The sequence below is a fragment of the Pseudonocardia ailaonensis genome, assembly GCF_039531635.1.
Lineage (GTDB): Bacteria > Actinomycetota > Actinomycetes > Mycobacteriales > Pseudonocardiaceae > Pseudonocardia > Pseudonocardia ailaonensis.
Genome location: NZ_BAAAQK010000009.1, coordinates 330844 through 351051 on the forward strand (window position 1 = coordinate 330844; position 20208 = coordinate 351051).

Annotated in this window: 21 protein-coding genes, 1 pseudogene and 2 riboswitches; of the genes and pseudogenes, 5 read left to right on the forward strand and 17 right to left on the reverse strand. The window is 72.4% G+C overall.

The window, feature by feature from the left end; all coding sequences use genetic code 11:
• Positions 1 to 67 precede the first annotated feature (67 nt).
• Positions 68 to 697, forward strand: a complete 630-nt coding sequence (locus tag ABD324_RS17420; RefSeq protein ID WP_425565863.1) for an RNA polymerase sigma factor — start codon at positions 68 to 70, stop codon at positions 695 to 697.
• The gene (locus tag ABD324_RS17425; RefSeq protein WP_344417889.1) at positions 694 to 1842 is read left to right on the forward strand and encodes a hypothetical protein; all 1149 of its coding nucleotides are present in this window, start codon (positions 694 to 696) and stop codon (positions 1840 to 1842) included. Before ABD324_RS17420 ends, ABD324_RS17425 begins: the two co-directional genes overlap by 4 nt.
• Before the next feature lie 65 nt (positions 1843 to 1907).
• Here the strand turns inward: ABD324_RS17425 and ABD324_RS17430 are convergent, their stop codons facing one another.
• From ABD324_RS17430 to ABD324_RS17480, 11 genes and pseudogenes are all read right to left on the reverse strand, one after another.
• Complete coding sequence (locus ABD324_RS17430; protein WP_344417891.1) at positions 1908 to 2438, reverse strand: hypothetical protein; 531 nt, start codon at positions 2436 to 2438, stop codon at positions 1908 to 1910.
• Between the two features lie 530 nt (positions 2439 to 2968).
• Positions 2969 to 3208: a hypothetical protein gene (locus ABD324_RS17435; protein WP_344417893.1), complete on the reverse strand. Its 240-nt coding sequence runs from the start codon at positions 3206 to 3208 to the stop codon at positions 2969 to 2971.
• Between the two features lie 744 nt (positions 3209 to 3952).
• Entirely contained in the window at positions 3953 to 5311 is a 1359-nt protein-coding gene (locus ABD324_RS17440) for an NtaA/DmoA family FMN-dependent monooxygenase (RefSeq protein ID WP_344417895.1), read from the reverse strand.
• A complete protein-coding gene (locus ABD324_RS17445) occupies positions 5308 to 6360 on the reverse strand; it encodes an LLM class flavin-dependent oxidoreductase (protein WP_344417897.1) in 1053 nt (350 codons plus the stop codon). The genes ABD324_RS17440 and ABD324_RS17445 overlap by 4 nt, the downstream gene beginning before the upstream one ends.
• Positions 6357 to 7751 carry an MFS transporter gene (locus ABD324_RS17450; protein WP_344417899.1) on the reverse strand — a complete coding sequence of 465 codons (1395 nt, stop codon included), beginning with the start codon at positions 7749 to 7751 and terminating at the stop codon, positions 6357 to 6359. Before ABD324_RS17450 ends, ABD324_RS17445 begins: the two co-directional genes overlap by 4 nt.
• Entirely contained in the window at positions 7748 to 7906 is a 159-nt protein-coding gene (locus ABD324_RS17455; protein WP_344417901.1) for a hypothetical protein, read from the reverse strand. Before ABD324_RS17455 ends, ABD324_RS17450 begins: the two co-directional genes overlap by 4 nt.
• A 12-nt stretch (positions 7907 to 7918) precedes the next feature.
• Complete coding sequence (locus tag ABD324_RS17460; RefSeq protein WP_344417903.1) at positions 7919 to 8698, reverse strand: sulfotransferase family protein; 780 nt, start codon at positions 8696 to 8698, stop codon at positions 7919 to 7921.
• A gap of 107 nt (positions 8699 to 8805) precedes the next feature.
• Entirely contained in the window at positions 8806 to 9750 is a 945-nt protein-coding gene (locus ABD324_RS17465) for a glycoside hydrolase family protein (RefSeq protein ID WP_344417905.1), read from the reverse strand.
• A pseudogene (gene cysC, locus ABD324_RS17470) lies at positions 9747 to 10339 on the reverse strand (adenylyl-sulfate kinase). Before cysC ends, ABD324_RS17465 begins: the two are co-directional and overlap by 4 nt.
• Positions 10340 to 10397: 58 nt before the next feature.
• Positions 10398 to 10613, reverse strand: a complete 216-nt coding sequence (locus ABD324_RS17475; RefSeq protein ID WP_344417909.1) for a hypothetical protein — start codon at positions 10611 to 10613, stop codon at positions 10398 to 10400.
• Positions 10614 to 10767: 154 nt separating this feature from the next.
• Positions 10768 to 10854, reverse strand: a riboswitch (SAM riboswitch).
• Between the two features lie 109 nt (positions 10855 to 10963).
• A complete protein-coding gene (locus tag ABD324_RS17480; protein ID WP_344417911.1) occupies positions 10964 to 11857 on the reverse strand; it encodes a TIGR03564 family F420-dependent LLM class oxidoreductase in 894 nt (297 codons plus the stop codon).
• Positions 11858 to 11925: 68 nt separating this feature from the next.
• Between ABD324_RS17480 and ABD324_RS17485 the strand changes: the two genes are divergently transcribed.
• Positions 11926 to 12801, forward strand: a complete 876-nt coding sequence (locus ABD324_RS17485; RefSeq protein WP_344417913.1) for a LysR family transcriptional regulator — start codon at positions 11926 to 11928, stop codon at positions 12799 to 12801.
• Positions 12802 to 12841: 40 nt separating this feature from the next.
• On the opposite strand, the gene ABD324_RS17490 is transcribed toward ABD324_RS17485, so the two are convergent.
• Positions 12842 to 14449 (reverse strand): ABC transporter substrate-binding protein, encoded by a 1608-nt coding sequence (locus tag ABD324_RS17490; protein ID WP_344417915.1) that lies wholly within the window; start codon positions 14447 to 14449, stop codon positions 12842 to 12844.
• A gap of 265 nt (positions 14450 to 14714) precedes the next feature.
• Positions 14715 to 14807: riboswitch (SAM riboswitch) on the reverse strand.
• Positions 14808 to 14883: 76 nt separating this feature from the next.
• Entirely contained in the window at positions 14884 to 15852 is a 969-nt protein-coding gene (locus tag ABD324_RS17495; protein ID WP_344418285.1) for an NADP-dependent oxidoreductase, read from the reverse strand.
• Between ABD324_RS17495 and ABD324_RS17500 the strand changes: the two genes are divergently transcribed.
• Complete coding sequence (locus tag ABD324_RS17500; protein WP_344417916.1) at positions 15843 to 16448, forward strand: TetR/AcrR family transcriptional regulator; 606 nt, start codon at positions 15843 to 15845, stop codon at positions 16446 to 16448. The two genes, ABD324_RS17495 and ABD324_RS17500, sit on opposite strands and share 10 nt — an antisense overlap.
• A gap of 7 nt (positions 16449 to 16455) precedes the next feature.
• Here ABD324_RS17500 and uppS read toward each other — a convergent pair whose 3' ends face one another.
• Positions 16456 to 17208, reverse strand: a complete 753-nt coding sequence (gene uppS / locus ABD324_RS17505) for a polyprenyl diphosphate synthase (protein WP_344417918.1) — start codon at positions 17206 to 17208, stop codon at positions 16456 to 16458.
• A 67-nt stretch (positions 17209 to 17275) separates the two neighbouring features.
• On the opposite strand from uppS, the gene ABD324_RS17510 reads away from it, so the two are divergent.
• Positions 17276 to 18034 carry a class I SAM-dependent DNA methyltransferase gene (locus tag ABD324_RS17510; RefSeq protein WP_344417920.1) on the forward strand — a complete coding sequence of 253 codons (759 nt, stop codon included), beginning with the start codon at positions 17276 to 17278 and terminating at the stop codon, positions 18032 to 18034.
• Here the strand turns inward: ABD324_RS17510 and ABD324_RS17515 are convergent.
• The 3 genes from ABD324_RS17515 to ABD324_RS17525 are packed head-to-tail and all read right to left on the reverse strand — an operon-like array spanning position 18015 to position 20205.
• Positions 18015 to 18419, reverse strand: coding sequence for a nuclear transport factor 2 family protein (locus ABD324_RS17515; RefSeq protein ID WP_344417922.1), 405 nt, complete (start codon positions 18417 to 18419; stop codon positions 18015 to 18017). The genes ABD324_RS17510 and ABD324_RS17515 overlap by 20 nt on opposite strands.
• Positions 18416 to 19390, reverse strand: a complete 975-nt coding sequence (locus ABD324_RS17520; RefSeq protein WP_344417924.1) for an aromatase/cyclase — start codon at positions 19388 to 19390, stop codon at positions 18416 to 18418. The genes ABD324_RS17515 and ABD324_RS17520 overlap by 4 nt, the downstream gene beginning before the upstream one ends.
• Positions 19391 to 19428: 38 nt before the next feature.
• Positions 19429 to 20205, reverse strand: a complete 777-nt coding sequence (locus ABD324_RS17525) for an SDR family NAD(P)-dependent oxidoreductase (RefSeq protein ID WP_344417926.1) — start codon at positions 20203 to 20205, stop codon at positions 19429 to 19431.
• Positions 20206 to 20208: the final 3 nt, after the last annotated feature.

Here is a 20208-nt window from a genome sequence, read left to right on the forward strand (position 1 = left end):
TGTCGCCGTGGTCACGCTGCAACGCCTGGGCCTCTGCCGGCCACATGATCGTTGTGAGGACGATGCGGTGGTGACGGCGAGGGGCTGTGGGTCGAACGAGGCTGTCGAGGTGTCGGCGGCGACCGGGAGCATGTCGGATCGGGATCTATGGAATCTGTCGGCTGACGGTGACCAGGACGCGTTCGCCGAGATGTTCCACAGACACGCCCAGAGAGTCTGGAACCAGGCCTACCGGCTCTGCGGGAGCTGGGATCAGGCCGAGGACCTCAGCGCGGCGACGTTCCTGCTTGCGTGGCGTAGGCGCGGCGCGGTGGCACTGGTGAACGACAGCGCACTGCCCTGGCTACTCGCCGTCGTGAGCAACCTGGCACGCGACGAGATGCGCGGGCTCCGCCGCCGCGACAAGCTACTTCGGCGGATACCACCGCCGACACCGATCGACGACCCCGCGGAAGCAGTCGTGGTCCGGCTCAGTGACCGCTCCGAGGGCGGTGATCTCCGCAGGGCGTTGGCCGCCCTACCCGAGGCACAGCGCCGGGCCGTCGAGCTGTGCCTGGTCGCGGAGCTGTCGACAGCCGACGCGGCCGCTGCGCTCGGAATCAGTGAGGCCACCATCCGTTCGAATCTGTCCCGCGGGCGCGCCCGACTTCGGGACGCGCTCACCACCTTGCGCGCACGCCAGGAGAAGACGCGATGAACGATCTCAACCTTCCACCGGAGCGGCCCTTACCCGACGACGTCCGCGCCAGGATCTGGGACCGCGTCGAGGCCCAGATGCGGCCGCCGCGCCGCCGCGCGCGGTGGACACCGATGATCGCGGCCGCAGCAGCGGTCGTCACGCTGGCCGGTGGCACCGCTTGGTTCCTCTCCAGCAGCTCCGAGGACAGCCCGGCCGCCGGCGCCGCGGCGTCCTCGGCGGCGCAGCTGCCAAACGGTTCGGCCGACGCGGAGCGCTGCCACGACGCCTTGGGCAGCGGACCCGACATCCCCGGCGCCGACCGTTGGACGCTCGTCCTGCGATCCGACGAGGGCAGCACACGAGTGGCCGGCTTCCTGCTTGGGTCCGAGGAGGCGGTCCTCTGCGAGATCGCCCCGACCTCGACGACGGTGTCGCGCCCGGCCAAGGTCACAGCCGATACCAGCCCCGATGCCTCGCTCCTGCTGGTCACGGCGGATGGCACTGTTGCCGGAGCAGCGACTGGCGACGGCCCACTGGTTCTGACGGTCACCGGACCCGGGCGGGACACGTTCAGCGGCCCCGCGTATCGCAGCGGTGGCTTGTTCGTTCTCCGCTCCCCCGTTCCCGTCGCCTCGGTCACCACAGGCGCGGGTGACGACCGTCTACCTCTGCCTCCAGCGGCCGCGTTCAGCTCGGCGCCCGTTCCCTCCGGTCCGAGCCTCCCGGCGACCCTGCAGTCGTGCGCAGGACAGTCCCAGGGGTTCACTACCCAAGCCCTGCCACCGGGGACGAGTGAGGGAGCTTCCCTACGCTCGGGCGCCGACGCACTCACCCTCACCGTCTCCGGGGACGATGTGAGCGGCTGCCTGAGCCAGGAGCAGCGCGCCCAGGTCCTGACTGGTCTCGGCACCCTTTCCGCCGACTCCCGACCGCACCTGCTCCCAGTAGCTCCCACGCTGGACGGGCAGCCTCTGGTTGCGGGGACACTTCCGCCGGAGGCGGACAGCGTCGACCTCGTGCTCCCCGACGGCTCCCGAGTAGCCGCACACGTCCGCAACCGCACCTTCGCAGCCCTCCTACCTCCGTCGACGACCCACCTCGACGAACTCACGGCCGTCGTTCGGGGCCACGTCGGGAACGTCCTGTTCGAGGGACAGCTCTGAGCGCGAGGTGCGGCCCCGGGGCACGGAGCAACTGCCACAGGGCCGCACCGTCGTCGTTCAGGCGATCAGCAGACCGTGATGGCGTCGGTGGTCCTCGCCGCCGACAGCGAGCTACCGCTCGAGATGTACCCGGTGTAGTCGTAAGCCTTGTCGCTGAAAACGAACGACCAGGCACTGCCGGTCCAGTTGTAGAAGTAGGACCAAGTTCCGGAGGTCTGGTTGTTCTCGATTTCCCTGAGTCGGTCACTCCAGCCGTACTGCGAGCCGATGTTCACGAACCCACAGTAGTAGAACGACAGGCGGTATCCAGGGTCGTCCCAGATGCACAGATAACCGTACGAGCAACCGGGGCCGGCCAGAGTCTTGGCTGTGTTGCCCGCTTTGCGTGCAGCCGCCTTCTGCTCATCGAATGCCATGTTCACGACGACGCCGTTGGCGAGCTCCACCGTGTTCGAGTCGACTCGAGTCGCGCCGGGGTTCGACGAGATGATGACCTTCAGCGACTCGTCGATGTTGCGTTTCTGCTCGGCAGCAGACGGGCTAACGCTGCCCGGCGCAGCACTCGCCATCGGCGCCGTCGCAGCGAGGGCGACCACCGCGAAGACTGCGCAGAGCAGTAGACGGAGTCCTCGCCCCCAGAAGCCATTCGAGTCAGATTTCTCGCTGTTCGACATTGACAACCCCCTGCAATTCCTTTGCGCGCACGGCCTCTCGGCGATGCCAGGACGATTCGAAGCAGTTCCGACTGTGAGAACTCAACAGCATCCGGAGTGCCCGAAAAATCGTCTATGAGGGTGATCGAACAGGCGCGCGCAGCGTCCCTTAGGCGCTCGAACCGATCCGCCACATGGCGGTACCGGTAAATATCGGCTCTGCAAGGCGAGGTGGTGTTGTCAGCAGCCGAGTGAAAGAATGAAGGACGGGTCACATACGAAAGGTCAGGGCGGCTTGGCCAATAGACCCTCGGCGACACAGCCGGCTCCAAACGCCGACGGCAAGCATCCGCAGACAGATCGCCCGCTCGAAGTGCCTTTGTTGACGGGGGACCTCGAGGGAGCCGCATCCCGAACGCCCACGGCGTCCGGATCCGACCTCGCCAGCTGGTATACCCGCTCCGGAGCCGCGCCTACGCGTCCTCCAGCTCGCCGGCCCGGCCGGTTGTGAGCTGCTCGACCTCGAGGAGGACCTCGCGCACCGCGCGGACGACATCGATCGGGAGTGGCCGGCCGGCCTGGATCTCCCGTGCCGCAGCCCGCAGCACGTGCGCGACCGCACGGCGAAGACCGCGCGGGAGCTCCTGCATCTGGTCCAGGTGCGCCGCTACGACCAGGATCGACTCGGACTCGTGTTCGGCAGACAACGACATCGAGTTGCACCGCAACGGAAGCCGGAGCTGAGTCGCGCAGGCGTACCTCGACGATGTCCCGCATCTGCTCCTCGGCCGCGCACCGGGCTCGGTCGTCGCCGCAATGAGCGCCCGTTGGCTCTCGGTGAGCTCGGCAGGGCAGTAGGTGTGGGTATGCCAAAGGTCGGGTTCGTCGTAGTAGCGGTTCAGCGCCGCGGTGCGGGCGGTGTGGAGCTCGAGCACGCACGTGAGCAGGGCATTCACACCACGTTTGATCCCACGACAAGACCTCCGTGAGGCTTACTCGGGTGTTCTACCTGTTCGGGACGGTGGGCGCGGCAGGGTTCGAACCTGCGACCGCTCGGGTGTAAACCGCGCACAATCACCCTCACAGACCTCCCACCTGCGACAACATTCCCGTTAGGTCCCCCTCCAGCCCCTTCAGAAGCAGGAGTCGATGGGATTTCATGTCATGGGTGGTGTCATGGCCGACGCCCTCCGTGGCTTGTCGCCGACGGCGTCGGCGATCACCAAAGGGGGCGTCGGCGGACACGCGTGGCTCGCGGGCTGACCAGCGTGAGGTCGCCTGGTGAGAGTGGGTTGGATCGCGTCGCAGCCTGTTCCATCGCGGTCAGCCCCGGAGGGGTCGCGAGAATGTCGAGGCATGCTGCGCAGAGCCAGCACCACGGCATGCGCGTTTGGCAGGCCGCAGGCGCCCGGCGTCACCGTCGCCCGCACCACCTCAGGAGTCGTGGACCGCTGCCATCAGGTCGTCCCAGGCCACACCGGGGGCAGCTCCAGGTGCTCGCGCAGGGTGGTGCCCTCGTACTCCGTGCGGTACACCCCACGCTCCTGCAGCTCCGGCACCAGCTGTTCCACGACGTCGGTCAGCGAGTCCGGGACCAGGTACGGCAGCAGGTTGAAGCCGTCGACGACCCGGGCCCGGACGTAACGCGCCCACTCGTCCGCGACCTGGCCCGGGGTGCCGACGAACGCCCGATGCCCCGGCCGGACGGCGAGGGCGAGCTGCCGGATCGAGAGGTTCTCCGCCTCGGCCCGCTCCCGCCAGCGGGCGATCTGGGCGAGCTTGCCGCTGCGCTGGTCGATCGCGATGGTGCCGCGGGAGGGATCGAGCTCCGCCTCCGTCGGCTCGATGTCCGGCAGCGGGCCATCCGGGTCGTACGCGGAGAGGTCGCGGCCCCAGTACTGCTCGAAGAAGGCGAGAGCCCGCGGGCCGTTGACCTGATGGTCGCGCACCCAGCGTTCCTTCTCCTCGGCCTCTGCCGGGGTGGCCCCGAGGATGACCTCGGCGCCGGGCAGGATCCGCAGCGAGTCCGCGTCGCGGCCGTAGTGGGCGAGACGTCTGCGCAGGTCCGTGGCGTAGGCGGCGGCCGCGTCGAACTCGGTGTGCGCGGAGAAGACGACGTCGGCGTGGCGGGCGGCGAGGTCACGGCCACCCTCGGAGTCCCCGGCCTGGAACAGCACCGGTCGTCCCTGGCGCGACGCGGGCACGGTCGGTGTGGCGGTGAGCTCGACCAGGTCCGTGTGCCACTCGACCGCGCCGATGGCGCCCGGCCTCGCCCAGCTCTTGGCCCCGTCCTCACCGGCGGCCTCCCAGTCGGGCTCCCAGCCCGCCCACAGCGCCTTCGCGGCGTCGACGAACTGTCCCGCCCGCTCGTAGCGCCGCTCGTGGGCCAGCCAGCCGCCGTTGCGGAAGTTCTCGCCGGTCCAGGCGTTGTCGGTGGTCACGACGTTCCAGCCGGCGCGGCCGTCGGAGAGCAGGTCGAGGCTCGCGAGCCGGCGGGCGAGGTCCGCGGGGTAGTTGTAGGTGGTGTTCTGGGTGGCGACCAGCCCGATCCGCTCGGTGGCGCCGGCCAGCGCGGACAGCTGGGTGATCGCATCCGGGCGGCCCGCGACGTCGAGATCGAAGACCCGGCCGCGGTTCTCCCGCACGCGCAGGCCCTCGCCGAGGAAGAAGGCGTCGAACAGGCCGCGCTCGAGGAGCTGGGCCACGTCGACGAACGTGTCGATCGCCATGTGCGGGGCGGTGCGCTCGTCCGCCCAGATGAGCTGTGGGCCGACGCCCGTCAGGAACACACCGAGGTGGATACGGGGTCCGGTCACGACTGTCCTCCTGCGACGGCGAAACGGTTGGCGGGCCGGGGCAGACCCAGCGATGCGCGCAGGGTCTCCCCCGGCGGGCGGCGCAGGTCGGCGAGCGCGGGGAGCACCCGGTCAGCGAGGATCAGCAGGTCGACGGCGAGGACGGCCGGGTGGAAGCGGATCCCGTCCACCACGCCGGAGAGCCGGCGCACCAGGTCGACGAGCGACTCTGCGGACCCGACATGGCGGAGGTGCCCGGTGGGTTCCCAGCCGGTGTCGGCGTCGAGGCCGTCGAGCCGGGCGGCGGCCGGGCGATCGGCGTCCAGTACGACCTCGACCTCCGCGAAGACCCGCGGTGCCTGCCCTGCCCGGGCGGCGATCTCGTCGACGGAACCGCCGGCGAGCGCGACATCCACGTCGCCCCCCAGCTCGGCGGGCGCCAGCACCACGACCTGCCCCTGCGGCGGGCGCGGGGTGATCAGCGGGCCCTTCACCGTGAACCGGGCCCCGGCGGCGTCGACGTGGTGCACCCGGTCCGGGTCGAGGTAGCGGCCGGTGGCGACGTCGCGGATCACGGCCTCGTCCTCCCAGGAGTCCCAGAGCGCGCGGGCCGTGTCGATCACGTCCGCCACCTCGCGGCGCAGCGCGTCGGCAGCCAGCGGGGCCGCACCGACCGTCGCCGCGGAGGCGGGGTCGTTCGCCACGCCGACCACCCAGGCCGCCCGCCCCTTCGACGCGTGATCGAGCGCGGCGAGCTGGGTGGCGAGGTGGAAGGGCTCGGTGGTCGCGACGTGCAACGTCGGGGCCAAGCCGATCCGCGACGTGGTGGTGGCGACGAACGCGGCCCTGGTGCCGGCCTCGATCCGGCCGGCGGCGTCGAGCCCGCTGCTGGGCGGAACGGGGGTGTCCGCGAACGTGGCGAGCGTGAACCCTGCGCGCTCGGCGCCGTGCACCGCTCGACGAAGGGCCGCGGCGCCGAGCACCGCACCGGGCGGGCGCCCGGAGTGCCGCCAGGCGGCGGGATGGGCGCCGTCGCCGTCGAGTTCGACGGCCAGGGACAGGGTGGTCATACAACCTCCGTCGGGGCGGCCAGCGGCCGCCGGTCGAGGGCCGACGCGACGAGCGCGACGACCACGAGCGCCAGGGCGAGGCCCAGCGCGAGGACGAGCCCGGCGCGGTGCCCGCCCGCTGCGGCTCCGGAGCCGGCGATCACCGCCCCGGTACAGGCGGCGATGCAGATCGTGGACGAGATCCGTTGGGACACCTGGAAGAACCCGGCGGCGAGGCCATGGGCACCGGAGGGGGCGAGTGCGAGAGTCAGGCCCTGGTTCGGCGCGGTGATCAGCCCGCCCGCCGCACCGGCGAGCAGTTGGGAGCCCGCGAGGACGGCGGGCATCACCCCGGCCGGCAGGACCAGGACGGCCGCCACCGACCCCGCCAGCACCACGGCGAGCGCACCCAGCGCGGCCGTCACCGACATCCGGCCCCAGCGCCCCACTGCCCGCCAGCCCAGAGCAGACGCCAACCCCATCGCGACGGCGGACGGCACCATGCACGCGCCGGCGGCGAGTGGTGAGAGTCCCAGCCACGCCTGCAGCGACAACGTGATCGCCACGCTGCTGCCCAGCGTCGACCCGAACCAACACATCGCGACGAACGTGCCGAGCACGAACCCGCGCGAGCGGACCAGTGCGGGCAGGACCAGCGGGGTCCCACCCCGGCGGCCCAGCCGACGCTCCCACACCACCAGAGCGCCGAGCGACCCGATACCCACGACGATCCAGACGACGGGCGTGCCCGCCCCCACCACGGGCAGCAGTACCGCGATCGTGACGAGCGAGAGCAGCGCGATGCCGGCGAGATCGAGATCGACGCGGTGTCCGCGACGGTCACCGCGCATCGTCAGGCGCCTGACCGCCAGCAGGACCGTCACCAGGCCGAACGGGATGTTCACCGCCATGACCAGGCGCCAGCCCCGCTCCGGGCCCGCGACAGCGAGCAGCAGGCCTCCCACCACCGGAGCGACCACACCCGACAGGGACGCCACCGCCGCATAGGCACCGAGGGCACGGTTCCTGGCCACACCCGTGAACTGATCCTGGATCAGTCCGATGACCTGCGGGTTCGCCGTGCCCGCCCCGATGCCCTGCAGCAGCCTGGCCAGCACCAGGGCCCAGGGACTGGTGGCCAGCGCGCCGAGCACGGCGGCCCCGCTGAACAGCACGAGCCCGCCGACGAGGAGCCGCCCCCGGCCGACCGCGTCCCCGAGCCGGCCGGCCGGGACGAGCGCGAGTCCGAAGGCGAGCGAGTAGATCGCGAGGATCCACTGGATCTCACTCGGCGAGGCGCCCAGGTCCGAACGCAGAGCGGGGACCGCGACGGTGAGGATGGCCTGGTCGATCAGGGTGGTGAAGCCGGTGGCCAGGCAGATCACCAGGACAGTGCGCGGCGCGCCCGTCATGTCGCGGCCGCGATCTGCGCGGCGGCCAGCGCGGCAGCCCGTCCCAGTGCCGCCTCGACGTGCCGGACGAGGGCGAGCTCGGCGATCTCGTCGGCCGCCTCCTCCGCGCGGATCCGGCGCAGATGCTCCCGCCACCTCCGGAGCAGCTCACCCATCGTCGCGGCCGCTCATCGAATCCAGTCCGCCAGGTCCCAGCCGGTGGCCGCGGCCACCCGCGGCACGTCGTCGGCGAAGCGGGGCAGCGCGGCAGCACGTTCCTCCGGGCTCGGCCCGCCTGAGCGACCGGTGACGTCCGGGCGCACGTTGCGTCGCGGCACGCCCGTGACCAGGCCGGTCCCGACTCCCAGGAACCGGCAGACCCGGTCGGCGGTACGGACGGGCTCGTCGCGCAGTTCGCGGTAGCGCAGCAGCAGGATCTGCTCGCGTGGGAACAGCGTGAACAGATGCTCGAGCTGTTCGCCGTAGCGGCCCTGGGCGGCGTAGTGCCAGAAGTGGGCCCACCCGGCGGCGATCCGTTCCGGCTCCCGGTCCAGGGCACGCAGGAAGTCCGCTTCCGGCTCGAGACCGGCGGCGCGCAGGTGTGCCCAGTTCGAATGTGCCCGCTCGACGGGGTCGCGAAGGACCGCGATCAGGCGCGCCCGTGGGACCACGCTCCGGATGCGCCGCTGGGCCTCGAGGTCGTAGAGATAGAAGACGGTCGACTCGCCGCAGAGCGCGCCCGGGTCGGCAGCGGCGAAGAGCGCCTCGTAGTCCGCCCGCCGCCACACGTGCTCGCCCCACGTCGGGACGTCCCCCGGGCCGCCGCCGCTGTCCTGTGGCGGCCCGTCGGTGAGGAAGAACTTCGGTTCCTTGGGCTCGGACAAGAACAGCCCCGGATGCCCGGCGAGGGCGTGGTGCAGGGCCGAGGTGCCGCATTTCGGTGCCCCCAGCAGCAGGAAGTCCGGCATCCGGCCCTTCGCGGGCGCTCGGCCGTCTCCGGGCACTCGGCTGTCTGCGGGCACTACGCCGTCTGCGGGCACTACGCCGTCTGCGGGCACTACGCCGTCTGCGGGCACTACGAGGCAGCGGCTGCGCGCCGCCCGGTCGTGCGTACGGGAGGTAGCAGGAGCTCGGTGCGCAGCTCGTGCGCCCCGTCCTCCCTGGTCCCCTCGTAGTAGAGCCGGTACCCGCCCCCGGGCTGCCCGACGACGCCGAGGTAGCGCAGCCCGTGCCCGGCGAAGGGCGACTGTGCGACGGGCGCGGGGCCCTGCGCCGTGAAGGCATCCGCCGGGTCGGCGCCGCCGTAGGCCAGGCCCGTCCGCTCCTCCCAGTTCTCCGCGGCGCTCGCCCGGCCGTCGTACGTCGCGGCCCAACGGCCGTCGATGCGGAAGACCGCGCTGACCCGCACCCCGCGGGAGTCCCAGCGCCCGGCCCGCGGCATCAGGGCGGTGCCACCGTGCTCCCAGGTCAGACCGTCCGCGCTGCGGTAGTACTCGGTGGTCATGCGGTCCTCGTGGCCGGGCACGTCGAGCGGGTGCACCGACGCCCAGAGGTGCCAGCCGACGCTGTCGCGCACCACGACCGGGTCCTTCACCGCGTGCCGCGCGTCGCCGGGCAGCACCGTACGGCCCGGAGCCCTGGCCAGGTCCTCGACCGAGTCCGCCTCCAGCACGTCGACCCACCAGTGCTTCGAGCCGGGCGTGGCGCACGAGACGTAGAGCCGCCACCGGCCCTCCGGCGTGACGACCAGCGCTGGACGCTCCAAGGACTCCGCGCCGAACCGGTCCTTGGTCACGCGGGCGACCTCGGTGAAGTGCACGCCGTCCGTCGATCGCGCCAGGACCGTGGCGAGGCCGCGCCCGTGCCCGAGCGGCGCACGCAGCCGGTAGGCCAGGTGGTACGTCCCCTCGTGCAGCACGACACTGGGGGCGCCGACCCAGTTGCCGGCGCCGACTCCGGGCGCCTCGATCGCGACGGCCGCGTCCGTCCAGCGCGGGATCGGCAGCAAAGGTGTGGTCACACGTGTTCCTTCCGTGCGGAGCCGGCGAGGCCGGCCCCCTCCAGATGGTCGACGAGCAGGGCGACCGACGCGGCGACCGGCTGCTCGTGGGCGGGCAGGACCAGGTCCGGCCGCAGCGGCTCCTCGTAGGGGTCGTCGACCCCGGTGAGTCCGCTGATCTCCCCCGCGCGCTGGCGGGCGTAGAGGCCCTTGACGTCCCGCTCGGACGCCACCGCGACCGGTGTGCTCACGAAGACCTCCACATAGGACTTCCCGCCCGCGTTGTGCGCCGCCCGCACCTCGTCACGGACGTCCCGGAACGGGGCGATGGCCGACACCAGCACCACGACGCCGTTGCGCGCCAACAGCTCCGCCACCCAGCCGATCCGCCGGATATTGATCGCCCGGTCCTCCCGCGAGTAGCCGCGCGCCGCGGCCAGGTGCGGCCGCACCGCGTCCCCGTCGAGGACCTCGACGCGCGCCCCCGCTCCCGCAGCACCGGCGCGGCGGCGTGGGCGATCGTGGACTTGCCGGCACTGGGCAGGCCGGTCAGCCAGACCGTCCCACCGCCTGGTGCGGGGGTCGGGGCGTCGGGGCTCGGCGGGGACACGGCGGCTCCAGGGTCGTCGTCTCGGGATTCAGCGCAGGTCTGCGCAAGACGGGGAAGCTCAGCCCAGGCGCGGGGTGCGCTGCAACGCCGAACGGGCCACGGCGAGGTGCTGGGCGACCTCGGCCGCGATCAGCTCGCTGGGGATCGCCTCCCCCGCCGCGGCCCGCGACGAGCGGTGCCGGTCGACGAGGGCTTCCAGGGACTCGATCAGGCGATCGCCGATGTCGGTGAGGCGACCGTCGCGGGACAGGGCGGGGTGCACGGGAACGGTCATCGTGAGCTCCGGGGTGTCGGGACGAACGGTGGGGACTGACCCGTCACCGACAGAGCGACGCCCCGGTCCGGCAGAAGTCCACGTGCCGCCGCTTCGACCACGAACCGGCGCACCACAGCGCGCCCGCGAGCGGAGTCGGGCTGGACACAGACGTCTCCCATCGGTCCCGGCGGGAGCACCCTGCTGACCAGGGTTGCTGCGGCGTCGACGAGCCGGGTCTCTCAGCCGCTCCGGATGGACTCCCCCACTGAACCCGGCGGCCCGAACGGGTGTCAAGAACATGAACGCTCAGGTTCCGATCCTCGGGACGGCGTTGGGCCGCACGAGCGAAACGTCCGGACAGCGCGTGGTCAGCCGCCCGCGCGGGCGAGGTCCCCGAACACCTCGAGCGTGCGGGCGCGGTCGGCCTCCGGACCGGAGGGGAACAGCACCAGATCGGTGGCCCCGGCCTCGGCGAACCGACGGACCTCGGCAGCGACCACCGCCTCGTCGCCGGCCAGGATCGTGTCCTCGATCCCGGTCGCTCCCTGGCGGTCCAGCGTCTCGCGGTAGCTCGGCAGGCCCGACGCCACCGCCAACCGCTCGGCGACGTCGCGACGCGCGGCGTCCGGGTCCGCCGTCACACAGGCGTTGACGCCCACCAGGATCCGCGGCGCACGCCCCGCCGCGGTCACCGCCGGAACCACGTACTCGGCGAGGAACCCCGGCCGGGTCCACAAGGTGATCACCCCGTCGGCCCGCTCCCCGGCGAGGGCGAGCATCCGTGGGCCGTGCGCGGCCAGCAGGACGGGCGGCCGGGACGCCCCGGGCGCACCCACCCCGCCGACACCGACCACCGTCTCGCCCCGCACCTGCGCCTCCCTGCCGTCGAGGACCGGGTCGAGCACGTCGAGGAACTCCCGGACGCGCCGCACCGGCCGGTCGAAGGGCAGCCCGTACCCTTCCTCGACGACGAACCGGTGGCTCATCCCGAGCCCCAGAGACAGCCGCCCGCCGGTCGCGGCCTGGGTGGTGAGCACCTGGGCGGCGAGTGCCAGCGGATGGCGCGGGGGCACCGCCATCACCGCCGTCCCGAGCTCGACACCCGGAGCGCGCTCACCGAGTGCCGCGAACACCGTCAGCGGATCCCAGAGCGTGAGCTCCCCCAGCCACACTCCCGCGAACCCGGCCGCCGCCGCGTCCTCGATCTCCTCCAGCACCCTCGGCAGGGAGGCTCCGCCGTGTACCGACACACCGATCCTCATGTCGCTCAGCCGATCGCGCGCCGCCGGTCCCGGGCAAGAGCGGGCTACGCTGTGGGCGATCACGAGGCATGATCGTGGGAGGTCGGGTGGAGCTGCGGGAGCTGCGCTCGTTCGTGGCCGTCGCCGAGGAGCTGCATTTCGGCCGGGCCGCCGCCAGGCTCGGGCTCGTCCAGCCCGCGGTGAGCCAGCACCTCGGACGGCTGGAACGCGAGCTGGGGCTGCGGCTCCTTGACCGGTCGCCGCACCGCGTCGCACTCACCCCGGCGGGGCGCAGGCTGCTCGCCGAGGTTCGGGCGGCGCTGTCGGGGATCGACCGGATCCGGGACGTGGCCGAGGCGTTCGGGCGGGGTCTCGGCCGCACCCTGCGGATCGGGAGCACCCCCGGGCTGGAGCGCCGGCTGGCGGACGGCGTGACAGCGCTGCGGGCGATCGCGCCGCCGAGCGAGCTCGTGCTGGTCGAGGGGGACGCGCGGGCACACGCCGCGGCGGTCGCCTCCGGCGCCCTGGACGCCGCCCTGGTGCGCGGCGCCGGGCCCGACGGGGTCGTCGTGGGGTACGACCCGATCTCACTGGTCGTCCCCACGGCCCATCCCGCTGCGCGGCTCGACGCGATCCCGCCGGCAGCCCTCGAGGGTCTGCGTCTGCGCCTGCCCGCCCGTCGCAGCGACCCCGTCCTGCACGATGCCGTCCTGGCCCACACGGCGGCCGCGGGCGTGGTCCCGCACCGGGGGCGCGACGTCGCGTCCGTCGCCGATGCCGCCCTCGAGATCGGCGCCGGCGGCACCGCCTGGACCGCCATCCACGGCACCACCTGGCAGGCCACCACCTGCTCGGTCACCCTCCGGCCCGCCGACCCACCCCTGACCGTCCCGGTCCGACTCCTGCTCCCCGCCGGAGGCTCCTGTACGGACCTGCTGGTCGAGGCGTTCGGCGGGACTGGGTGAACAGTGGCGGACGCGTCACCCGCTGTTTCGGTTCCGACGATCAGGACGACTTCCAGGCGTCGTGGAGCTGGATGCGCGAGGAGGCGTCGAAGGTGACGCCGTGGACGCTCGGGGCCACGCCGAGCACCGTCGTCAGCTCCACGACCGGCACGTAGAAACCTTGCTGCAGCAACACCTGCTGGGCCTGCGCGACGATCTGCGCCCGCTTCGCTGTGTCCGGTTCGGCCGCCTGCGCCACCAGGAGCGGCTCGAGCGGGCTCTGCGGGATCCGGTAATAGTTCGAGCCGGCGACCGAGTACGAGCTGCGCAGGATGTCGGGATCGGCGCGGGTCAGGTTGCCCCACAGCGCGCTGAAGTCACCGGAGGCCTGGATCTGCGGCGTCTGGGCGATCTGCAGCTCCTGGACCTGGACGTCGATGCCGGCGGCCTTGGCCTGCTGCTGGATCAGCTCCAGCGTCGGCTTGTTGCTGCCCGCGTTGTTGGCGAAGCCCAGCGGGACGGTGAGGCGCTGTACGTCCTTCGCCCGGATACCGTCCGGACCGGGCGCCCACCCTGCAGCGTCCAGTGTGGACTTCGCCTTGGCCAGGTCGAACGCGACCAGGGACGACTGGTCCGCCCACGCGGGTGTGGTCGAGGCCAGGATGCTCGTCGCCACCTTGGTCTGCGAGGTGTAGACGGCCTTGACGATCTCCTGCCGGTTGATCGACAGCGACAGCGCCTGCCGCACAGCGGGATCGGAGACGATCGGCTTGCTCTGGTTGAACGCGATACCGAAGGCGATCCCCGGGTTGGGCCGGGCGAGCAGCTGGTCCCCCGCACCGGTCAGCGGTGCCTCGTCCTGCTGGCCGATGTTGCCGATCGCGTCGACCTCGCCGGCCTGCAGTGATCCTGCCCGCACGCCCGACTCGGGAACCACCCGGAAGTCGAGGGTGTCGAGGTAGGCCTCGCCGGGGTGGGCGAACAGCGTGGATCCCCAGTCGTAGCCCTTGCGCTTGGCGAGGGTCAGGGACGCGTTCTTGACGTAGTTCTGGATCGTGAACGGCCCGGAGCCGATCACCGAGGCGCAGCGGTCGTCGTCCGACTTCGCGACGGTCGCAAGCGACAGGATGCCGAGGCTGTGGGTCGAGGTGCCCTGCAGGAACTGCACGTTGGGCTGCTGGAACGAGACCGTGAACTGCGTCGGGCTCTGCACCGTGGTTCCCGCGTAGCCGGCGAGGTAGCCCTTCGGCAGCGTTCCGCGGGCTCCGATCTGCGGGACCCGGTCGAAGTTGGCCTTCACCGCGTTCGCGTCCAGCGGGGTGCCGTCGGAGAACGTCACGCCGGGGCGGAGGGTGAAGGTGTAGCTCTTCGCTTCCGGGGCGCTCTGCCAGGAGGTGGCGAGCCAGGGCTTGAGCTCACCGGTCTTCGGGTCCTGGTCGGTCAGGGAGTCGACGATCTGGCGCAGCGAGTAGATGGTGTCGTTGCTGCCGACCTGTTGCGGGTCGACGCAGCCCTGGTCGCTCGACACGGCGAACCGCAGGGTGCCGCCGGCCTGCGGGGTGCCGGCGGGGTCGGCCGCGGGTGCGGCCGAGGAGCCGCAGGCCGCGAGCGCGAGCGCGGCGGTGGTGAACAACGCCGGCAGCAGCGCACGGCGGAATCCGGGGATCATGAGGTTCCTTCGGTGAGGTACCCGCGGGCGCTCGATCGGTGCGGATCCCATGGGGATCAGGACGGGCCGGCTTGGACCGACACAGATCGACACGGTGCGGCCGGGCTCGGGGCACGGCCGGTCGCGGCGCGGGTGGGCGGGGACGCCCGGGGCCGTCACGGCCACGGGTGGTGAGGGCGAGGATCAGCCCCGACAGGCCGCGCTCGCCGTGCGCAGCAGGTCGACGTGCCGCCGCCGCGCCCCCAGGAAACCGCCCGGCATCGCTCCTCCATCGTTCCCGGCGTGAGCACCCGCACCCGAGGTCGGGGGGTTGCTGCGGCGTCGTCGAGCCAGGTCTCTCGGCCGCTCTCGATGGTGCCCGGTCGGGCGCAGGAACTCTAAGCGATTCGTCCGGTCCTGCGTCAATGTCTCGCCGACGAATGTGACCCGCGCCGCTAGTGCGTGTAGACGATCTTCCCGCGGGCGTGGCGGGTCTCGCTGAGGGCGTGCGCGGCCGCGGCCGCGGCGAGCGGGAAGGTCCCCGCGATGGGAATTCGCAACCTGCCTGCGGCCGCGAGGGCGACGGCGTCCGCGAGCCCGTGCTCCGCGAAGGGATCGGCGCCCGCGCCGAGTGCCGCGCCCGTCTCGTCCGCCGGCGCACCGTGGGACATGTGGACGCCGTGGGCGGCCGCGTCGAAGTCGGCGATCGTGACGACGCGGGCCGGGTCCCCCGCGATGACGACGAGCTCCGGTAGTGCCCCGCCGGCGCAGTCCGCCACCGCATCCACCGCGTCGGGAACCAGCGCCCGGACCCGATCGGCCAGGCCGGGGCCGTAGGTGGTCGGGATCGCGCCGAGGGAGCGCAGGAAATGGTGGTTGTGCTCCCCGGCGGTCCCGACGACCTGGAGGTCACGCGCGACCGCGACCTGGACGACCACCGAACCGGTCCCGCCCGCGGCGCCCTGGACCAGCACGGTCCCTCCGGTCGGCACCGCGAGCCGGTCGAGCACCCGGGTGGCCGTCTCGACGGCACCCGCGGCTCCACCCGCCTCCTCCCAGCTCCACGACGGCGGCTTCGGCGCCCAGACGGCCAGCACCACGTGATCGGCGTTCGCGGCGCGCCGCGTCATGGTGCTCATGCCGAACACCTCGGCCCCCGGCACGATCCCCTCCACACCGTCACCGACCTCGTCCACGACGCCGGCGGCGTCGAATCCCGTCAGGTAGGGGAACGACACGGGCACGAGGTCCCGGAGCCGGCCGGAGCGGATCAGCGTCTCCCCCGGCGACAGCCCGGAGGCGCGCGTGGCGATGCGGATCTCGCCGGGCCCGGCGTGCGGCTCCTCGACCTCGGCGACATGCACGACCTCAGGTGGCCCGTAGCGGGTGAAGAGCGAGAGACGTGTGCAGCGAAGTGAGGCGATCGGACGCCCGGGACAACCGCGAGCGGATCCTCACGGTGGCGCGCGCGGCCTTTGCCGGCGAGGGCCTCGACGTGCCGATCCGGAAGATCGCCCGGTGGGCGGGGCTCGGCCCGGCGACCGTCTACCGGCACTTCCCGTCCAAGAAGGACCTGCTCGCCGCCGCGTTCGCTGAGTCGATGGCCACCTGCTCGACGATCGTCGAGGAGGGGCTAGCCGCAGCCGATCCCTGGGACGGCTTCTGCCGGGTCGTCGAGCGGCTGATGGAGGTCCACGCGCTCGACCGCGGGTTCTCGCGGGCCTTCACCTCCCGGGTTCCCAAGACGACCACCTGGTTCGCCGAGGGCCGCGACCGCACCCTGCGCCTGACGCTCGAACTGGTGCGGCGGGCCAAGGACCCCGGCGACCTGCGCGACGACTTCGTGCTGGAGGACATCGTCCTGGCACTGATGGCGAACTCCGGGATTCGCGCCGAGTCCCCCGCCGCGGGCGCCGCCGCCTCCCGCCGGCTCACCGCGTTCATGATCAGCTCCTTCCGCACCGAGCCGGAACCCGCACCCCTCCCCCCACCCGCCCGTCTCCTGCTCGCACCGCGCTGACGGCGGCTCAGCCGCGTCGTGCGAAGGCGCGCAGTGCCCGGAGGAAGTCGACCTTCCGGAAGCCCGGCCAGTTCGCGTCGCAGAAGTGCAGACGGGCACGCGCCGACTGCCACAACAGGAATCCCGAGAGCCGCTGCTCCCCGCTGGTGCGGATCACGAGGTCGGCTTCGGGACGCCCGGCTGTGTACAGGTGGGCGGCGATCTCCTCCTCGGTGATCCGCCCCGCCAGCTCCCGGAGATCGCCGCCGCGCGCGGCCTCGTCGTGGAGCAGGGACCGTAGGGCGTCGACCACCTCGATCCGACCGTCATAACCGATGGCGATCGTCACCTCGGAGCCGGACGCCAGGTGGCTCGTCCGGTCCTCGGCCAGCTTGAGTGCGTGGCGGGTCGAGTCCGGGAGCAGGTCGAGCCGGCCCGCCAGGTGCACCCGCCACACCCCGTCCGGCCGGGCCAGCCGCCCGGCGACCACGGTCTCGACCACGTGCAGCAGGTGCCCGACCTCGGCCGCGTCGCGCTTGCGCAGGTTGTCGACGGAAGCGACGTAGACCGTGACCTGCCCGATCCCCCACTCCCGGCACCACCCGAGCACCGCCTCGACGTGCTCCGCACCGGCGCGGTGACCGAGGTTGGGATCGACGAGACCCTGCGCCCGGGCCCACCGGCGGTTGCCGTCCATCACCAGGCCGACGTGCCGGGGGCGCGGCCCACCGCTCAGCGCGCGGCCGAGCCACCACTCGTAGATCCGGTGCACGGGATGCATGGCGGCCCAGGGTATCCGGGCCCGAACTCGATCGACAACGGACGACCGGCGCCGCAGGCTGGCCACGATGACCTCCAGTGACGTGTGGGACGACCCGACCGCCGAGCGCTACGACGCCGACTCCGCCGAGATGTTCGCGCCCGGGGTCCTCGATCCCGCCGTCGATTTCCTGGCGGCGCTCGCGGGTCCCGGGCCGGCGCTGGAGTTCGCGGTGGGTACCGGGCGGGTGGCGCTCCCGCTTGCCGCCCGCGGCATCCCCGTCTCCGGCATCGAGCTCTCCGCACCGATGGTGGAGCGGTTGCGCCGCAAGGCCGGTGGGCCTTCGGTGCCCGTCCTCGTCGGGGACATGGCGACCTCCCGCGCACCCGGCCGGTACTCGCTCGTCTATCTGGTGTGGAACAGCATCGCGAACCTGCGGACCCAGGACGAGCAGGTGGAGTGCTTCCGCAACGCCGCGCGCCACCTCGCTCCGGGCGGGCGGTTCGTGATCGAGCTCTGGGTGCCCCCGTTGCGCCGGTTGCCGCCCGGTCAGCTCGCGGTGCCGTTCGCCGTCGGCGACGAGCACCTCGGCATCGACACCTACGACCTGGTCACCCAGAGCTCGGTCTCCCACCACTACCGGCGCCGCCCCGATGGCACGCTCACCCACTCCGCCGGCCGCTTCCGCTACATCTGGCCCTCCGAGTGCGACCTCATGGCCCGCCTCGCCGGGCTGGAGCTCGCGGAGCGGGTGGCGGACTGGGACCGCAGCCCGTTCACCTCCGAGAGCGAGAGCCACGTGTCGGTGTGGCGGCTGCCGAGCGCCGCTACCGGCCGTCGTGGGTGACGTGGCGATGGGCCACCTTCCAGCCGCCACCCAGGCGAACCAGCCGGTCGGTGCAGTCCGTGCTGAGGTGCAGGCTCGCGCCCCCGCCCGCCGGAGTCTCCACGACGAGTGCGTAGTAGCGGGTCAGCACGTCGCCGTCGGGCTGGGGATCGGCGGCCAGCATGCCCAGCCAGTGCCGGCGCGTGATCCCCGAGGCCGACTGCCGGGCGACCGCACCCCGGAGACCGGCGGCGATCGCCTCCCGCCCCTCGCGCGGGGGCTTGCCGTCCTGGCCGAACACGGCGTCGTCGGTGAACGTGTCCGCCCACCGGTCTGCCTGGCCCTCGTCGAGCAGGCGCATCTGTCGCGCGTAGAACTCGCTGATGTCGGCGTGCAGGGCAGTCACCGCGCCCCCTTCCCCAGCAGCTCCCGTGCGTGCCCGAGGGTGGTCAGGGAGTTCTTGCTCAGAGCGGTGCGCACATAGGCGAGGGCGTCGGCCGGCCCGGCGTCCGGCCCGAGGATCTCCGTGACGCGTTCCGGCCGCACGGTGATCACGTGCCGGGACGAGGCGAGCACCCCGCCCCCGACGGCGCGGAAGGTCCATTCGCCGAGGTGCAGGCTCAGCAGCGCGGGCAGCTCGGTCTGCTTGTAGACGATCCGGTCCGGACCCAGCACGACGCGCGCGGAGCGGGTGTGATGGGTCGAACCGTCGGGTGCGCGGGTCTCCAGACCGAGCCACTGTAGGCCGGGCGTCGTCTCGATCAGCTCCACCCTGGCCACGTGCGGCAGCCGCTCCGGCCATGCGTCCGCTCGGTCGACGAAGGCGAAGACCTCGGCCGGGTCCTCGAGCCCCTCGACGAGGACGCTGTCGGTGAAGTCCGCGGAGAGTGAGTCGGCTCCGTGCTCGGCCGCGCTGCGCAGCGCGCCGAGCTCGCTGGTGCTGTTGCGCTCCACCGCTTCCTCGATCCATCGCACCGCATCGGGGTCGTCGCCCACCGCCGCGAAGTCGTGGGTGAGGGTCACCGTGCTGCCACCACCCTCGCGTCCGGTGACGATCCACTCCCCCGCCATCCCTGCGACCGGCGCCTGCGAGACGTCCTGGCGGAACCGGACCCGGAGCGCGCCGGCGTCGAGCTCCCGCCGCGAGGTCCACGTCTTGATCTCGCCGTTGGCGGTGGCCCAGAGCCGCAGACGCTCCTGCGCGCGTCCGGCCCCGTCCGGCGCGGGTGGCTCCAGGAGCTCGACGTGCAGTGTCGGAGGGAAGATCCGCGGCCAGTTCCGCACGTCGGCGACCAGTGGGTACACCCGCTCGGGCGGGGCATCGATGTCCAGGACGTGCTCGGTGTGGTGGGTGAGGGCGATCGCGGGCGTGCTCATGGGCGCTCCTTCGAGGGGGCCGGGTCAGAAGTTGCCGGTCAGAAGTTGCCGAGGCCACCGCAGACGTTCAGGGCCTGGGCCGTGATCGACGCGGCGGTGTCCGTGACGAGGTAGCCGACGAGCCCAGCCACCTCCGCGGGGGTGGAGTAGCGGCCGAGCGGGATCTTGGAGCTGAAGCGCCCCAGCACCTCGTCGGTGGTGATGCCCCACGCCTCGGAGTAGCCGGCCCGCACACGTTCGGCCATGGGCGTCTCGACGTAGCCGGGGCAGACCGCGTTGACGGTGATCCCCCGCGGGGCGAGCTCGTTGCCCAGCGCCTTGGTGAACCCGACGACCCCGTGTTTCGACGCCGAGTAGGGCGCGCCGAGCACGACGCCCTGCTTGCCCGCCGTGGAGGCGATGTTGATGACGCGTCCGGTGCCGCGCTCGAGCATGCCGCCCGCCGTCAGCACCTCCCGGGTCACATAGAACACGCTGTTCAGGTTCGTGTTGATCACATCGAGCCAGAGGTCGTCCGGGATCTCGGCAGTGACGCCGCCGCCGGTGCGGCCCGCGTTGTTGACCAGCACGTCGATCGGGCCGTAGCGGGCGACGGCCGCAGCGACCAGGGCCCGCACGTCGCCGGGCACCGACACGTCGGCGCGCGCGCCGTCGGCGTCGAAGCCCTCGCCGCGGAGCTCCTTGAGGACGGCTTCGAGGCGGGCCTCGTCCCGGGCGCAGCCGAAGACGCGGTAGCCGCGCTCGGCGAGCAGCCGGGTCGTGGCCAGGCCGATACCGCTCGTCGATCCCGTGACCAGTGCGGTGGGTGCGGACATGTC

What these genes read in the sequence shown, in the direction of transcription:
- ABD324_RS17520 (WP_344417924.1), bottom strand. Translation starts at nt 19,390, where the DNA reads ATGAGCACGCCCGCGATCGCCCTCACCCACCACACCGAGCACGTCCTG.
- ABD324_RS17460 (WP_344417903.1), bottom strand. Translation starts at nt 8,698, where the DNA reads ATGCCGGACTTCCTGCTGCTGGGGGCACCGAAATGCGGCACCTCGGCC.
- ABD324_RS17455 (WP_344417901.1), bottom strand. Translation starts at nt 7,906, where the DNA reads ATGGGTGAGCTGCTCCGGAGGTGGCGGGAGCATCTGCGCCGGATCCGC.
- ABD324_RS17490 (WP_344417915.1), bottom strand. Translation starts at nt 14,449, where the DNA reads ATGATCCCCGGATTCCGCCGTGCGCTGCTGCCGGCGTTGTTCACCACC.
- ABD324_RS17450 (WP_344417899.1), bottom strand. Translation starts at nt 7,751, where the DNA reads ATGACGGGCGCGCCGCGCACTGTCCTGGTGATCTGCCTGGCCACCGGC.
- uppS (WP_344417918.1), bottom strand. Translation starts at nt 17,208, where the DNA reads ATGCATCCCGTGCACCGGATCTACGAGTGGTGGCTCGGCCGCGCGCTG.
- ABD324_RS17525 (WP_344417926.1), bottom strand. Translation starts at nt 20,205, where the DNA reads ATGTCCGCACCCACCGCACTGGTCACGGGATCGACGAGCGGTATCGGC.
- ABD324_RS17425 (WP_344417889.1), top strand. Translation starts at nt 694, where the DNA reads ATGAACGATCTCAACCTTCCACCGGAGCGGCCCTTACCCGACGACGTC.
- ABD324_RS17510 (WP_344417920.1), top strand. Translation starts at nt 17,276, where the DNA reads ATGACCTCCAGTGACGTGTGGGACGACCCGACCGCCGAGCGCTACGAC.
- ABD324_RS17445 (WP_344417897.1), bottom strand. Translation starts at nt 6,360, where the DNA reads ATGACCACCCTGTCCCTGGCCGTCGAACTCGACGGCGACGGCGCCCAT.
- ABD324_RS17485 (WP_344417913.1), top strand. Translation starts at nt 11,926, where the DNA reads ATGATCGTGGGAGGTCGGGTGGAGCTGCGGGAGCTGCGCTCGTTCGTG.
- ABD324_RS17435 (WP_344417893.1), bottom strand. Translation starts at nt 3,208, where the DNA reads ATGTCGTTGTCTGCCGAACACGAGTCCGAGTCGATCCTGGTCGTAGCG.
- ABD324_RS17480 (WP_344417911.1), bottom strand. Translation starts at nt 11,857, where the DNA reads ATGAGGATCGGTGTGTCGGTACACGGCGGAGCCTCCCTGCCGAGGGTG.
- ABD324_RS17475 (WP_344417909.1), bottom strand. Translation starts at nt 10,613, where the DNA reads ATGACCGTTCCCGTGCACCCCGCCCTGTCCCGCGACGGTCGCCTCACC.